The sequence below is a fragment of the Azospirillum sp. A1-3 genome (assembly GCF_023806445.1).
Taxonomy (GTDB): Bacteria; Pseudomonadota; Alphaproteobacteria; order Azospirillales; family Azospirillaceae; genus Azospirillum.
In genome coordinates, this window is sequence record NZ_JAMSLU010000001.1 from 2,440,656 (window position 1) to 2,455,000 (window position 14,345).

12 protein-coding genes, 1 tRNA gene and 2 rRNA genes (1 of these 15 only partly in view) are annotated in these 14,345 nt (G+C 67.5%); 4 read left to right on the top strand and 11 right to left on the bottom strand.

Going from position 1 to position 14,345, the window contains the following annotated elements:
* Window positions 1-141 precede the first annotated feature (141 nt).
* Window positions 142-2,745, bottom strand: coding sequence for an ATP-dependent chaperone ClpB (gene clpB, locus M5E06_RS11750; protein WP_252138286.1), 2,604 nt, complete (start codon window positions 2,743-2,745; stop codon window positions 142-144).
* A gap of 297 nt (window positions 2,746-3,042) precedes the next feature.
* On the opposite strand from clpB, the gene M5E06_RS11755 reads away from it, so the two are divergent.
* Complete coding sequence (locus tag M5E06_RS11755; protein ID WP_252138287.1) at window positions 3,043-3,615, top strand: NUDIX domain-containing protein; 573 nt, start codon at window positions 3,043-3,045, stop codon at window positions 3,613-3,615.
* A 128-nt stretch (window positions 3,616-3,743) separates the two neighbouring features.
* Window positions 3,744-4,508, top strand: a complete 765-nt coding sequence (locus M5E06_RS11760) for an MOSC domain-containing protein (RefSeq protein ID WP_252138288.1) — start codon at window positions 3,744-3,746, stop codon at window positions 4,506-4,508.
* Window positions 4,509-4,534: 26 nt separating this feature from the next.
* On the opposite strand, the gene M5E06_RS11765 is transcribed toward M5E06_RS11760, so the two are convergent.
* Both M5E06_RS11765 and prmC read right to left on the bottom strand, forming a co-directional pair.
* Window positions 4,535-4,972: a DUF4167 domain-containing protein gene (locus M5E06_RS11765; protein WP_252138289.1), complete on the bottom strand. Its 438-nt coding sequence runs from the start codon at window positions 4,970-4,972 to the stop codon at window positions 4,535-4,537.
* A 283-nt stretch (window positions 4,973-5,255) separates the two neighbouring features.
* Entirely contained in the window at window positions 5,256-6,104 is an 849-nt protein-coding gene (prmC, locus tag M5E06_RS11770; protein WP_252138290.1) for a peptide chain release factor N(5)-glutamine methyltransferase, read from the bottom strand.
* A gap of 113 nt (window positions 6,105-6,217) precedes the next feature.
* Here prmC and M5E06_RS11775 point away from each other — a divergent pair, with 113 nt between their 5' ends.
* Window positions 6,218-6,616, top strand: coding sequence for an endonuclease domain-containing protein (locus M5E06_RS11775; RefSeq protein WP_252138291.1), 399 nt, complete (start codon window positions 6,218-6,220; stop codon window positions 6,614-6,616).
* 4 nt (window positions 6,617-6,620) lie between these two features.
* Here the strand turns inward: M5E06_RS11775 and prfA are convergent, their stop codons facing one another.
* The 4 genes from prfA to M5E06_RS11795 all read right to left on the bottom strand — a co-directional run bounded on the left by prfA (window position 6,621) and on the right by M5E06_RS11795 (window position 11,569).
* Window positions 6,621-7,694, bottom strand: a complete 1,074-nt coding sequence (gene prfA, locus M5E06_RS11780) for a peptide chain release factor 1 (RefSeq protein ID WP_109152395.1) — start codon at window positions 7,692-7,694, stop codon at window positions 6,621-6,623.
* Complete coding sequence (gene hemA / locus M5E06_RS11785) at window positions 7,669-9,000, bottom strand: glutamyl-tRNA reductase (RefSeq protein ID WP_252138292.1); 1,332 nt, start codon at window positions 8,998-9,000, stop codon at window positions 7,669-7,671. Before hemA ends, prfA begins: the two co-directional genes overlap by 26 nt.
* A 37-nt stretch (window positions 9,001-9,037) precedes the next feature.
* Entirely contained in the window at window positions 9,038-10,207 is a 1,170-nt protein-coding gene (gene ispG / locus M5E06_RS11790) for a flavodoxin-dependent (E)-4-hydroxy-3-methylbut-2-enyl-diphosphate synthase (protein WP_109152393.1), read from the bottom strand.
* Between the two features lie 165 nt (window positions 10,208-10,372).
* A complete protein-coding gene (locus M5E06_RS11795; protein ID WP_252138293.1) occupies window positions 10,373-11,569 on the bottom strand; it encodes a helix-turn-helix domain-containing protein in 1,197 nt (398 codons plus the stop codon).
* 286 nt (window positions 11,570-11,855) lie between these two features.
* Here M5E06_RS11795 and M5E06_RS11800 point away from each other — a divergent pair, with 286 nt between their 5' ends.
* On the top strand, window positions 11,856-12,344 hold the full coding sequence (locus M5E06_RS11800) for a hypothetical protein (protein ID WP_252138294.1): 489 nt from the start codon (window positions 11,856-11,858) through the stop codon (window positions 12,342-12,344).
* A 14-nt stretch (window positions 12,345-12,358) separates the two neighbouring features.
* On the opposite strand, the gene M5E06_RS11805 is transcribed toward M5E06_RS11800, so the two are convergent.
* The 4 genes from M5E06_RS11805 to M5E06_RS11820 form a co-directional block, all read right to left on the bottom strand.
* Complete coding sequence (locus M5E06_RS11805; protein ID WP_252138295.1) at window positions 12,359-13,270, bottom strand: NAD(P)/FAD-dependent oxidoreductase; 912 nt, start codon at window positions 13,268-13,270, stop codon at window positions 12,359-12,361.
* 143 nt (window positions 13,271-13,413) lie between these two features.
* Window positions 13,414-13,490 (bottom strand) — tRNA-Met (locus tag M5E06_RS11810).
* 79 nt (window positions 13,491-13,569) lie between these two features.
* Window positions 13,570-13,685: ribosomal RNA gene (gene rrf / locus M5E06_RS11815) — 5S ribosomal RNA — on the bottom strand.
* Window positions 13,686-13,814: 129 nt separating this feature from the next.
* Window positions 13,815-14,345: ribosomal RNA gene (locus M5E06_RS11820) — 23S ribosomal RNA — on the bottom strand; it runs 2,214 nt beyond the window's last position.

Genomic DNA, 14,345 nt, shown 5'->3' on the forward strand with positions numbered 1-14,345 from the left:
TTCGGGTGCGTTGCCCCGCCGTCCGCGAAGGATCGGCGGAAACTGTTCGATATGTTAAACAGTTCCGCCGATCATACGCACAGTTCAGCCACCCGACAAAGCTGCATCGCACTCATCGGTGCAATGCGGCCGGCACAGACGTCAGCCCTTACGGACCAGCCCGCTCACCGGCTGGCCATCGATGGTCAGCGAACCGCCTTCGGCCCCGACCGCCACCGTCTGACCGTCCTTGATGCGGCCTTCCAGGATCAGGGTCGCCATCGGGTTCTGCAACTCGCGCTGGATCACCCGCTTCAGCGGACGGGCGCCGTAGACCGGGTCGTAGCCGGCCTCGGCCAGCCATTCGGTCGCGGCCTCGTCCACCGTCAGCGTGATCTCGCGGTCAGCGAGCATCTTCGTCAGGCGGCCGAGCTGGATCTTGACGATGCCGCCCATATGCCGGCGGTCGAGCCGGTGGAACAGCAGGATCTCGTCCAGGCGGTTAAGGAACTCCGGCCGGAAATGGGCCCGGACGGCTTCCATCACCTCGTCGCGCACCGCCGCACTGTCCTCGCCCTCCGCCTGCTCGGCCAGCGCCTGCGAGCCGAGGTTGGAGGTCATGATGATGACGACGTTGCGGAAGTCGACGGTACGGCCCTGCCCATCGGTCAGCCGGCCATCGTCCAGCACCTGCAGCAGCACGTTGAAGACGTCGGGGTGGGCCTTCTCCACCTCGTCGAACAGCACGACCTGATAGGGCCGGCGGCGCACCGCCTCGGTCAGCGCCCCGCCCTCCTCATAGCCGACATAGCCCGGAGGCGCGCCGATCATGCGGGCGACGGAGTGCTTTTCCATGTATTCCGACATGTCGAGCCGGACCATCGCCGTCTCGTCGTCGAACAGGAATTCGGCCAGCGCCTTGGTCAGCTCGGTCTTGCCGACGCCGGTCGGACCCAGGAACAGGAAGGAGCCGATCGGACGGTTCGGGTCCTGCAGGCCGGCCCGCGCACGGCGCACGGCGTTGGACACGGCAACGATGGCCTCGTCCTGGCCGATGACCCGGCCGCGCAGCTTCTCCTCCATCGCCAGCAGCTTCTCGCGCTCGCCGGCCAGCATCTTGTCGACCGGCACGCCGGTCCAGCGGCTGACCACCGCGGCGATGTCGCTGTCGCGCACCTCCTCGTTCAGCATGCGGCTGCTGGCATGCTCCTCGGCATCCTTCAAGGCCTTTTCCAGACCCGGAATGACGCCATAGGCCAGCTCGCCCGCGCGGCCCCAGTTGCCGTCGCGCTGCGACGTCTCCAGTTCGGTGCGGGCCTTCTCCAGATCCTCCTTGATCTTCTGCGCGCCCTGCAGCTGGTCCTTCTCGGCCTGCCACTTGGCGGTCAGCTCGGCCGATTCCTGCTCCAGGTCGGACAGCTCGCGCTCCAGGTTGGTCAGGCGGTCGCGCGACGCGGAATCCTGCTCGCGCTTCAGCGCCTCGCGCTCGATCTTCAGCTGGATGATGCGGCGGTCGAGTTCGTCGATGCTCTCCGGCTTGCTGTCCACCGCCATGCGCAGGCGGCTCGCCGCCTCGTCGATCAGGTCGATGGCCTTGTCGGGCAGGAAACGGTCGGTGATATAGCGGTTGGACAGGGTCGCCGCCGAGACGATGGCGCTGTCGGTGATGCGCACGCCGTGGTGCACCTCATAGCGCTCCTTCAGGCCGCGCAGGATGGAGATGGTGTCCTCCACCGTCGGCTCCGACACGAAGACCGGCTGGAAGCGGCGGGCCAGCGCCGCGTCCTTCTCGATATACTTGCGGAACTCGTCCAGCGTGGTGGCGCCGACGCAGTGCAGCTCGCCGCGCGCCAGCGCCGGCTTCAGCATGTTGGAGGCGTCCATCGCGCCATCCGACTTGCCGGCGCCGACCAGCGTGTGCAGCTCGTCGATGAAGACGACGATCTCGCCGGCCGCCGCCTGGATTTCCGACAGCACCGCCTTCAGCCGCTCCTCGAACTCACCGCGATACTTGGCACCGGCCACCAGCGCGCCGAGGTCGAGCGACAGCAGCTGCTTGTTCTTCAGCCCTTCCGGCACGTCGCCCTTGACAATGCGCTGGGCCAGCCCTTCGACGATGGCGGTCTTGCCGACACCGGGCTCGCCAATCAGGACAGGGTTGTTCTTGGTGCGGCGGGCCAGCACCTGGATGGTGCGGCGGATTTCCTCGTCGCGGCCGATGACGGGATCGAGCTTGCCGTCGCGCGCCGCGGCGGTCAGGTCGCGGGCGTACTTCTTCAGCGCGTCATAGCCCTGCTCGGCGCTGGCGCTGTCGGCGGTGCGGCCCTTGCGGATGTCGTTGATGGCGGTGTTCAGCGCCTGCGGCGTCACGCCGGCGGACTTCAGCGCCTTAGCGGACGGGGTGCCGTCGGCCATGGCCAGCGCCAGCAGGATGCGTTCGGCGGTGACGAAGCTGTCGCCGGCCTTCTCGGCGACCTTCTCCGCCTGCTCGAACACGCGGGAGAGTTCGGGCGTCAGGTAGAGCTGACCGGCGCCGCTGCCCTCGACCTTCGGCAGCTTGTCCAGTTCGGCATCGACCGCCGACAGGGCCGCCTTGGGGTCGCCGCCCGCCGCACGAATCAGGTTGGCGGCAAGGCCTTCCTTGTCGTCCAGCAGGGTCTTCAGCAGATGTTCCGGGGTCAGGCGCTGATGCCCACGGCGCACGGCCAGGGTCTGCGCAGACTGAATGAACCCGCGGCTGCGCTCGGTGTATTGCTCGAAATCCATGATGCTCCCCTTCTCCTGTCGACCGTCCGCGAGGCAGCCCGGTCAATCCGATCCACGTACCTGTGCGATCCGCAAGGATGCTGCCGAAGATGTAAGCATGGCAAAAAGCCATGCAAGACCATCGGCGCAGAAAGGGTATCGTTGGAGAAACGCTGCCACGGCCCTCTCTGACGGACCGCCTAGGACCGTGGAAAAGGGGTAGCACCCGCCCCGCCGATTGCCCCCCTACACGGCACGCGCCCGGCCCGGCTAGACTTCCGTCCGCCCGCCGTCCACGGGTCCTTCCGGATTTCCATCATGACCGATTTGGCCGCCTCCAGTACCAGCACGCGCACCACCGCCCCCACCACCAAACCTTCGCCGGTTCCCGCCCACCACGCCATGCCCAGGACCATGACGGCCCGACTGCTTCGTCTCGCCTGGACCCTGCGCGGGGTCTGGCACCAGATCGCCCGGCCGCTGACCATGGGGGTGCGGGCGATCATCATCGACGAGTCGGACCCGGAGGGCAGGCGCGTTCTGCTGATCCGGCACAGCTATGTCGATGGCTGGCATCTGCCGGGCGGCGGCGTTGGACGCGGGGAGACGCTGGCCGACGCCATGCGGCGGGAGGTGCGGGAAGAGGTCGGACTGATTGCCGACCGTCCCGCTCAGCCTTTCGGCATCTACGCCCGCTTCCGCAACGGCGCGAGCGACCATGTGGCGGTTTATGTTGTGCAGGGCTGGAGCGGCAGCCCGAAGGCGGACGGGGTGGAGATCGTGGAGGCCCGATTCTTCCCACTCGATCAGCTGCCGGCAGGGCTGTCGCCGGCCACCGGACGGCGGCTGGAGGAATTTCTGGGGCACCGCCCGGTCGCCGAACGCTGGTAACGGCACCAGATTAGGGAGTGGAGCGGGCGGTTCGGTCGATTCCGACGGCCTTTACCCCAGCCGAAGCGTAAGATACAGGCACAGCATCGGTTGACAGGGATGCTCCAGCCCTTTCATTGTGCAGTGCAATGAACGCCACACTGACCGCCATCCGCCGCTATCCCGTCAAGGGCATGAGCGGCCAGGACCTTCCCGCCACCGACCTGACCGCCGGCCAGGCCATTCCGCTCGACCGCCGTTACGGCCTGCTGCACGGCCCGGCGGCCCTGGATACCGAGACGGAGGGCTGGCGCCTGCCGTCGGACTTCTTCACACTGGACCGCACGGAAAAGCTGGCGGCGCTGCAGACCGAATTCGACGAGGCGACGCGGGCGCTGATCATCCGCCGCGGCGGACGGCAGGTGTCGCGCGGCCGGCTGGACCAGCCGATGGGCCGCACGCTGCTGGAGCAGTTCTTCGCCGCCTATCTGGCCGGGATCGTCCCCGGCATGCCCCGCCTGATCGAGGCGCAGCATGGCGCCTTCGGCAACAGCGAGGAGCCGTCGGTCACGCTGCTGAACCTCGCCAGCCTGCACGATCTGGAAGAGCGGATCGCCAAGCAGCCGGTCGATCCCCGGCGCCTGCGGGCCAACCTGCTGGTGGACGGCATCGATCCCTGGGCGGAACGCGGCTGGATCGGCCGGACCCTGACCGTGGGTGCCGCGACGCTGGAGGTGGTGGAGGCGCTGGACTGTACGCCCGGCAACGACGTGAACCCGGACACCGGCGTCGCCGATCTCAGCCTGCCGAACATCATGGAGCGCGGCTATGGCCACAGCCAAATCCTGCTGCGCGCCCGGGTGACAGGCGGCGGCCGGATCGCGGTGGGCGACCCGGTCACGCCGGCCGAATAAGCGTCACGTCTGGTAAGCGTCACGTCTCAGGCGTTGACGGCCGCCCGTTCCTCGCCGTCGGTCTCGTCCTCGGCGCCCTGATCGTCGTCATCGCCGGCATGCGAGGCGCTCTGCGACTGATGACCATGCCCGATGCTGGGCTGGCCGCCGCGCTGGCGGTTTTCCGATTCCTGGATCTGGTTGATGATGCGGAGATAATGCTCCGCATGCTGCAGGTAGTTTTCCGCCTGCACGCGGTCGCCGGACGACATCGCGTCGCGGGCCAGCGCCTGATATTTTTCCTGCACCTGCCACGCATTGCCGCGGATGCGGACGTCGGGGCCGTTGCTGTCGAAGGTCTGATGACGCAGCGGAACGTTCTGGCGCCGGCCGGCACCGCCGCCCCCGCCACCACCGCCGCCGCTGCCCCCGCCGCCGCTGTTGCCACGACCACGCGAACGCCTGGAGTTCGGTCCCTGTCTCATTCGGCTCTTAAGGCCCCATGCAAGAGAAGTGCAGTCCCCGGAACGCTCCGGCGGCCATCCGGCCTTGCGGCCCGGCCACCGAGCCCGCCATGGACGATTTCCATGGGTCGCTCACGGGGTTCAAACGACGCGCCCGCATCAGGTGCGGCGGGCCATGGCGGACAGCGCTCGGCAGAAAACCATCCGAGATTCTTGCTCCGCAGGCCGTAGGTTCGCGGTCGTGTACCGCACACTACCCGCCAAAGCCCGCCGATCCAACCGTTTTTTTGGATAAGCGACTGCCTCACAGCCCCTTCCGCGCCCGCACGCAACGCTTTACCCCACCAAGGTCACACAGGATCGCGGTCTCGCCCAAGCCCTGCGCCTCGACCAGCGCCGCCACGTCCTCCGCCTGACCCTGCCCGACCTCGAAAGCAGCCAGCCCTCCGGGGACCAGCAGGCGCGGCAGTTCGGCGGCGAGGATGCGGTAAGGCTCCAGCCCGTCAGGACCGCCATCCAGCGCGCGAAGCGGATCGTGCTCCCGCACCTCCGGCTCCAGTGTGGCGATGTCGGCGCTGGGGATGTAGGGCGGGTTGGACACCACGATATCGAAACGATCCCCGATCCCCTTGGCCCAATCGCCGGTCTGGAAGCGGGCCCGGTCCGCCAGCCCGTTGCGCTCGGCATTCCCGACCGCCGCCTCCACCGCCAACGGGCTGAGATCGACGCCGAGACCCGTGGCGTTCGGCAGTTCCGACAGCAGCGCCAGCAGAATGCAACCCGTTCCGGTTCCGAAATCGATGAGCTTTAGATTGGCCTTTCGGTCGGGAATCGCGGCGAGCACCGCCTCCACCACCGTCTCGGTGTCCGGCCGCGGCTCCAGCGTGTCGGCGTTGAGGGCGAGGTCGATGGTCCAGAATTCCCGGTGCCCCAGGATACGCCCCACCGGCTCCCGCGCGGCGCGGCGCTCGACCAGCGCCAGCGCACGCGCAGCATCATCGTCAGGGATGACTTGTTCCGCCTTCGTAACGAAGTCGGTGCGGGTGAGGGTCAGCGCATGTTCCAGCAGATAGCGGGCGTCAAGCTCCGGCGTATCGACGCCGGCCTCGCGCAGCCGCGCCTCGGCCTGCGCCCGCAGGGTGCGGAGATTCATGGATGCGACCTTTCTACACCTTCCTCAACCACACATACGTACTCAAACTCGCCCCAAGTTCCCTCTCCCGCGAAGCGGGGGAGGGGTAGGGAGGGGGCATACGCCGACACCACATGCCACGCGCCAAGAAATCCGCGCTCACCCAGGCACGCGGCATGCGCCGCATTCCCACCGACGCCGAGCGCAAGCTTTGGAGTCTGCTGCGCCGCCGCCAAATTCGCGGATGGTACTTCCGACGCCAACACCCGATCCCGCCCTATATCGCCGCCTTCGCCTGCATTGAAGCGAAGCTCGTGGTCGAAGTCGATGGCGGACAGCATAACGGGTCGTCCTACGATGCCGTGCGGGACCGGCGGATGAGGGATGCCGGCTGGCGGGTGATGCGCTTCTGGAACACCGATGTGCTCAGCAATCCCGAAGGAGTAGCGCGCATGATCTGGGAGGTGCTCGGCCCCCTCCCAGACCCTCCCCCGCCTTCGGCGGGAGAGGGAGATTGGGGCGTAGACGTGTGAAGGCTCACCCCAGCTCCGCCAACCGGGCGGCCTCGTCTTCGGCGATCAGCGCGTCGACCAGTTCGTCCAGTGCCTCGCCGGCCATCACCTTGTCGATCTTGTAGAGCGTCAGGTTGATGCGATGGTCGGTCACCCGCCCTTGCGGGAAGTTGTAGGTGCGGATGCGTTCGGATCGGTCGCCGCTGCCGACCTGGTTCTTGCGGTCGGCGGCGCGAACGGCATCCTTGGCGGCGCGTTCCATGTCGTACAGCCGGGCACGCAGCACCTTCAGCGCCTTGGCCTTGTTCTTGTGCTGCGACTTCTCGTCCTGCTGGCTCACCACCAGCCCGGTCGGCAGGTGGGTGATGCGCACGGCGCTGTCGGTGGTGTTGACCGACTGGCCACCGGGGCCGGAGGAGCGGAACACGTCGATCCGCAGATCCTTCTCGTCGATGTGGATGTCCACCTCCTCCGCCTCCGGCAGCACGGCGACGGTGGCGGCGGAGGTGTGGATGCGGCCCTGCGCCTCGGTCGCCGGAACGCGCTGGACGCGGTGGACGCCGGACTCGAACTTCAGCCGGGCGAACACGCCGCGGCCGGTGATGTTGGCGGTGGCCTCCTTATAGCCGCCGATGCCGGTCTCGCTGACGTCCATCGCCTCGAAGCGCCAGCCACGCAGGCCGGCATAGCGGCGGTACATCTCGAACAGCTCGGCGGCGAACAGGGCAGCCTCGTCGCCGCCGGTGCCGGCACGCACCTCCAGGATGGCGTTCTTCTCGTCCGCCTCGTCCTTCGGCAGCAGCGAGATCTGCACCTTGCGCTCCAGCTCCGGGATGCGCTTGGTCAGGACGTGGAATTCCTCCTCCGCCATCGCCTTCATCTCGGGATCGGCACCTGAGTCGGCAATCATCTCCGCCAGATCGGCGGCCTCGGCGCGGCCTTTCTTCAGCTCCGCGATGGCTTCGGCGATCGGGGTGAGGTCGGCATATTCCTTGGACAGCCGGGCGAAGTCGCCGGACTCGGTCAGGCCGGCCGCAAGCGTGTCGCGCAGCTCGTCATACCGGGCCATCACCTTATCGAACTTCTCGTCCAGGCTCACGTCGCTCGTCCTTATCCCGTTCAGTCTCTTCCAGTGCCGCGCCGGTCAGCCTGTCCAGCCCAAAAAGACGGAACATCAGCCGTTCGGCCGCGGCCCGTTCGGCCAACCCTTCGCCGCTGCCATCGGCTGCCAGCGCCCGCAGCGCCTCCGACGGGGCGTGCAGCAGCCGGTTGACCAGAAGCCGCGTCGCCGACGCCGCGTCCAGATCGGCATGCCCGGCCAGCAGGCGCCGACGCTCCGCCTCGAAATGGGTGCGGAGCGCCGCCACGGCAGGCACCGCGGCGCGTTCCGCACGGTCGCGGGCGAAGGCGGCCACCGCCTCGTCCACGATCATCCAGGCCGCCTGGGTCGCCGCCTCGCGCCCGACGCGGCCCTGCAACGCCACACGTTCCAGATCGGCCAGATCATAGACGAAGGCGCCGTCCATGCCGGCGACCGCCGGGTCGACGTCCGACGGAATGGCGGCATCGACCACGAAGACCGGCCGGCGGCGGCGGCGCTTCAACACCGCCTCCATCATCGTGGCGGTCAGGATATAGCGCCCAAGGCCGGCTGCGGTCACCAGGATATCGGCGCCGGTCAGCGCCGTCTCCAGATCGGCCCAGGGGGCGAAATGCCCGTCGAGCCGCCGCGCCGCGGCTTCCGCCCGCCGGTCCACCGGTGCTGCGACCGTCAGCCGCGGCAGCCCGGCCTCGCGCAGCCCCTCCAGCACCAGGGCGCCCATGTCGCCCAATCCCACCAGCAGGGCGCCGCAGCGCCGGATGTCGCCGTGCAGGTCGCGCGCCACCTGGATGGCGGCGGCGGCCAGCGAGGTGGCGCCCTCGGCGATCGGCGTCTCGCTGCGCACCCGCTTGGCGGCGGCATAGGCGGCCTGCAGCACCGCCTCCAGCTCCGGCCCGGTCAGCCCGGCGCCGGCGGCACTGCGGTGGGCGGCCTTCAGCTGGCCCAGGATATGCGGCTCGCCGACGATCTGGCTGTCGAGCGAGCAGGCCACCGCGAACAAGTGGCGCACGGCGTCGATGCCGGTGCGGGTGTAGAGCTGCGGCGCCAGATCGGCGGTGGACAGCCCGGCCCGGTCGGCCATCGCCTCGGCGATCGCCAGCGCCGCCTCGTTCGGGCGCTCGTGGACCGCCTGCACCTCAACCCGGTCGCAGGTGCTGAGCCACACCGCCTGCCCCACGCCTGAGGCGCGCAGCCGGTCCAGCATGCCCGCCACTTCCGCCTCGTCGGTGGACAGGCGGTCGCGGACGACGCCGGAACAGGTCCGGTGGCTGGCGCCGATGACGAGGTAGGAGGTGGTGGTCACGCCTAGGGTCGCTGTCCCTGCCCGAATTCCGGGCAGCTTACTCTGCGGCGGGGGCCACGTCTCGCTTGGTTTCTCGGGTGGTTTCGGCTTCGGCAGCTTCCGCCGCGGCCTTTGCCGCCTCGATCTCCGCCGCCTTCTTCTCGACCAGCCCAACCAGATGCTGGACGATGTCCTGGTCTTTCAGCCGGTGGTCGGTGACGCCGGACAGATAGACCTGATGGGTGTTGTTGCCGCCGCCGGTCAGGCCGATGTCGGTCTCCCGCGCCTCGCCCGGTCCGTTCACGACGCAGCCGATCACCGACAGGGTCAGCGGCGTGGTGATGTGGGCCAGCTTCTGCTCCAGCAGTTCCACCGTCTTGATGACGTTGAAGTTTTGCCGGGCGCAGCTGGGGCAGGAAATCACGGTGACGCCGCGGCGGCGCAGGCCCAGCGACTTCAGGATGTCGTAGCCGACCAGGACCTCTTCCGCCGGTTCGGCCGACAGCGAAACGCGCAGCGTGTCGCCGATCCCCGACCACAGCAGCATGCCCAGCCCGATCGACGACTTCACCGTCCCGGCGCGCAGGCCGCCCGCCTCGGTGATGCCGATGTGCAGCGGGTAATCGCAGGCCTCCGCCAAGCCCTGATAAGCGGCGACGGCCAGGAAGGCATCAGATGCCTTCACCGAGATCTTGAACTCGCGGAAATCGTTGTCCTCCAGGATTTTCGCATGGTTCAACGCGCTTTCGACCATCGCCTCAGGGCAGGGCTCGCCGTATTTTTCCAGCAAATCCTGCTCCAGCGAGCCGGCATTGACGCCGATGCGCATCGAACAGCCATGGTCCTTGGCCGCCTTCACCACCTCGCGCACCCGCTCGGCCGAGCCGATGTTGCCGGGGTTGATGCGCAGGCAGGCCGCCCCGCTCTCCGCCGCCTCGATGGCGCGCTTGTAGTGGAAATGGATGTCGGCGACGATCGGCACCTTCACCTGCCGAACGATCTCCTTCAGCGCCAGAGCCGACTCACGGTCGGGGCAGGAGACGCGGACGATGTCCGCCCCCACCCGCTCGGCAGCCTGGATCTGCTCCACCGTCGCCTTGACGTCGGTGGTCGGCGTGTTGGTCATGGTCTGGACCGAGATCGGCGCATCGCCGCCGACCAACACGTTGCCGACGCGAATCTGGCGCGATTTGCGGCGAAGGATCTGGCGGTAGGCGCGGACGGTCATCTCAGGTCAGCCTCTGGACAGCGAAAAGCAATACCGGATGCCGCATCCTAGCGCAGCCGGCGTCAGGCCAGAAGTGCGCTCCGGCGCCCGGGATTCAAGAGAGGACGGTGGTGGGGCGCCGCCGATGCATGGCTGCCGCCCCAAACCGGAGCCCCGAACGGCGCGTCAGCGCCGCACCACCCCATGGGCGTCGATGGCGACGTCGCGCAGAACCTGCCCGACCGACCCCAGCGGCGGGCTCTCGCCGCCGTCGGCCATCACCACCAACCCGCCGGCATTGCCGGTGCGGATCTTCACATTGGGCTTGTCGGGGACGCGGAAGGTGTCGCCCGGCTTCAGCACGCGGGTGAAGACGATGTCGCCGCCGTCGCGCACCTGCAGCCAGCTGTCCTGCGTCGCCTTCAGGATCAGCTTCGCGTTGGTGTTCAGCGTGCCGTACACCTTGCCGTTGGCCGGCACCGTCGCCGTCGGGGCGGCGGGTGCGGCCGGCGGCGTCGTCGCGGCATTCAGCGGAGTCGGGTCCTGCGGCGAGGCCTCGTCATCGTCCTCCGCCGGCGGGGCCGGAACATTGACGATGCCCTGCCCCGGGGTTGCCGCAGCGGGCGCGGAGGCTGCCGGAGTTTTCGCGCCAGTCTGCCCCGGCGGCGGCAATGCGGCGGACGGCGCCGACGCGACGGCCTGCGGACTGCCGGCGGCAGGGGTCGTGGTGGACGGGGACGGCGCGGCAGGCGAGGTGACGGCGGACGGCGGAACCGCAGTGGGAGCGGCCGGAGGAGACGAAGGCGGAGCGGACGCGATGACCGGCGTGGGCGCCTCGGGAGCGGCTGTGGGCTGCCCCGGCGCGGTGGCGGACTGGTCCGGGGCCTGCTCCGCCGGCTTGGCCGGCACGCCGTCCAACAGCGATACCAGACGGTCCGGCAGGACCGGCACAAGATCGGCGACCGACCGGTCGGTCGCCGACAGATAGTACCAGCCGCCATAGACGATGCCGGCCAGCACCAGCGTGCCGAGCAACAGAGTCCCGCCGGAGGCGCGCCCTTCGGCCGCCGGTGTCGGCAGATACAACTCCTGCCGGCGGACGGTACCGGCCGCCTCCTCCTTGTAGCGGGTGACGACCATGTCCGGGTCCAGCCCCAGGCATTCCGCGTAGGAGCGCAGGAAGCCGATGGCATAGGTGCTGCCCGGCAATTCCTGGTACCGACCTTCCTCGATCGCCAGCAGGTAAGGATAGCGGATGCGCAGCATCGTCGCGACGTCGCGCAGGTCGTAACCATGCGCCATGCGCGTCGCGCGCAGAGTCTCGGAGACGGAGGGACCGGACGGTGCCGGATCGAAATCGTCGAAAACCTTGCGCTTGGCCATGGGCTCGCCATCTGCTCGCAACTTGCCCGCACACCCAAAAAGCATGCAAAGCGGGGGCATCCGTGTGGATGCAACTGGCGAAATGGGTACGACATGCCGACCCCATGGCGCAACCGCAATGACCGCGGGGCATGGGGTGCAGGTCGTGACAAACGGCACAGTCCCGTCGGCGCAGGTCGCAACCCGACCGGAATGATGTCAGCCTTGGCTGATGTTGGTGGTGGATCGGGTGCCTGCGTGCGGACGTCGCCTCCATCACGCCTGCAACTCCACCGGGAGGCGCAAGATGAAAAGAGCAATCGCGGCGGCATTCCTGCTCGCAGGTCTTCTGCCGGCATCGTTTGGCAACGCGACCGATCTTCACCGGTTCTGGGAGCAGACCTGCGGGGACTGTCATCGCCATGCCGGACCCTTCGCCCGACGGTCCCTGACCGTGACCGATGGAAAGCTCCAGGGTGTCCATCACAAGGACGACCTGCTGGTCTTCCTGCACAACCACCATCTGCCGGACAACCTCGTTCAGCCGATGTACGAGATGCTGCTCGCCCAAGCCAGCACGGGACCGCGCTTTCAGGAGCGGTGCGGCCGCTGTCACGAGTCCGCGGCCGATCTGGCCAGGGAGTCGCTGGTGGTCCGCGACGGCGTCCTACAAGGGCGGGAGAGTGGCCGGCCGGTTGCCCAGTTCCTTCCCCGTCACGCCAAGCTGGGCCTGACGCCGGAGGAGGTGACCTTCTTCACCGATCTGCTGACCCGCGTCGAACGGGAGGTTCATTGACCGTCGAGTCAGGTTCAGTCCCGATGGCGCAGGTCGTTGTGGATGGCGGTGGCGGCCATAGCGGCCTCCCCCATGGCGACGGCGATCTGGTTCAGCGTTGAAACGACGTCGCCGGCGGCATAGAAGCCGGGGACGGAACTGCGCTGGTGCCGGTCGACGATCAGGCGGCCATCCTCATCCATGGCGGCGCCGAGCCGCTCCGCCAAGCCCGAGCGGGCGGTGATGCCAAGGGCGGAATAGAGCGTATCGAAGTCAAGGATGTGGCCACTCTCCAGGGTCAGGCGGGTGCTGTCATCCTCGCAGGTGCCGACGGCGGCGACCGGCTCCTCGATCACCGCGATGCCGGCGGCATCCAGTTCACCCCGCTCCTCAATCGACAGGGCCATCCGCTCTCCCAGCGTCAGCAAGGTGACATAGGGGCTGTAGGTGCGGATGAAACGGGCTTCGCCGACCGCTTGGACGCCGTGCCCCAGAACGGCGATGCGCCGGTCGATCACCTCATACCCGTCGCAGATCGGACAGACGCGGATCAGGCCGCGCTGCATCGCCTCGTAGAGATGGGGCATCCGCGGCTGGCCGTCGATCACGCCAGTGGCGAGCAGCACGGACGCGGCGTCGATCTCGCGGCCATCGCCCAAACCGGCACGAAAGCCGCGACCGCCCGGCAGACGCTCCAGCGTCGCCACCGACCCCGTCTCGATGCAGGCACCGTAGCTTTCGGCCTGTGCCCGGATACGCTCCAACAGGTCGGTACCGCCGATGCCGCCGGTAAACCCGGCAAGATTGTGGGAGGTCGGGATCCAGGCGCAGCGGCTCTTCGCCTCGTCGACCACCAGAGCCTTGCGGCGATAGCGCGCGAGATAGATGGCAGCAGTCAACCCGGCGGGGCCACCGCCGACGATCAGGCAGTCGAGCATGGTCGGCATCACGGTCCTTGTCCTGGACGGCGCCGGCAAGTGGCGCCCTTGTTCCTAGACAAGCGGAAAGGCCGGACATCACGCCCGTCCATCCGGAAAATGGGAACAGCAAAAAGCCCGCGCTCCTTTAGGAGGCGGGCTTTTTGTTGATTTGGTTGCGGGGGCAGGATTTGAACCTGCGGCCTTCAGGTTATGAGCCTGACGAGCTACCGGGCTGCTCCACCCCGCGGATGTTCTTGATATGGGGTGCCGGACGATGAAGATGCAAGCTTATGCTTTGGTGATTGAGCGTCTCTTGAGGCTTGGTGACCTGGCGGCGACCTACTCTCCCACGTCTTAAGACGCAGTACCATTGGCGCGGAGGCTTTTCACGGCCGAGTTCGGGATGGGATCGGGTGTTTGACACCTCGCCATGACCACCAGGTCACCAAGGCTCAAGACCGACGCTTTCTCCGAAGCATGTGCTTGTTCAGTGCAAGTGAGGGAGGAGTATCGAACTGGCGGTGTTGCGTCAAGCAGGCTTGCTGCTGCGCATGGCGCGGTTGTGTGGGGTGAGATCAAGCCGATCGAGCGATTAGTAAGGCTTAGCTTCGAGCATTGCTGCCCGTCCACATGCCTCCTATCGACGTGATGGTCTGTCACGGCTCTCAAGGGAGCTCTGGTTTAGAGGTGGGTTTCCCGCTTAGATGCTTTCAGCGGTTATCCCGTCCATACTTAGCTACCCGGCCATGCCACTGGCGTGACAACCGGTGCACCAGAGGTATGTCCATCCCGGTCCTCTCGTACTAGGGACAGATCCTCGCAAAACTCCGACACCCACGGCAGATAGGGACCGAACTGTCTCACGACGTTCTAAACCCAGCTCACGTACCACTTTAATCGGCGAACAGCCGAACCCTTGGGACCTGCTCCAGCCCCAGGATGTGATGAGCCGACATCGAGGTGCCAAACGACTCCGTCGATATGGACTCTTGGGAGTCATCAGCCTGTTATCCCCGGCGTACCTTTTATCCGTTGAGCGATGGCCCGTCCACGTGGAGCCACCGGATCACTATGGCCGACTTTCGTCTCTGCTCGACTTGTC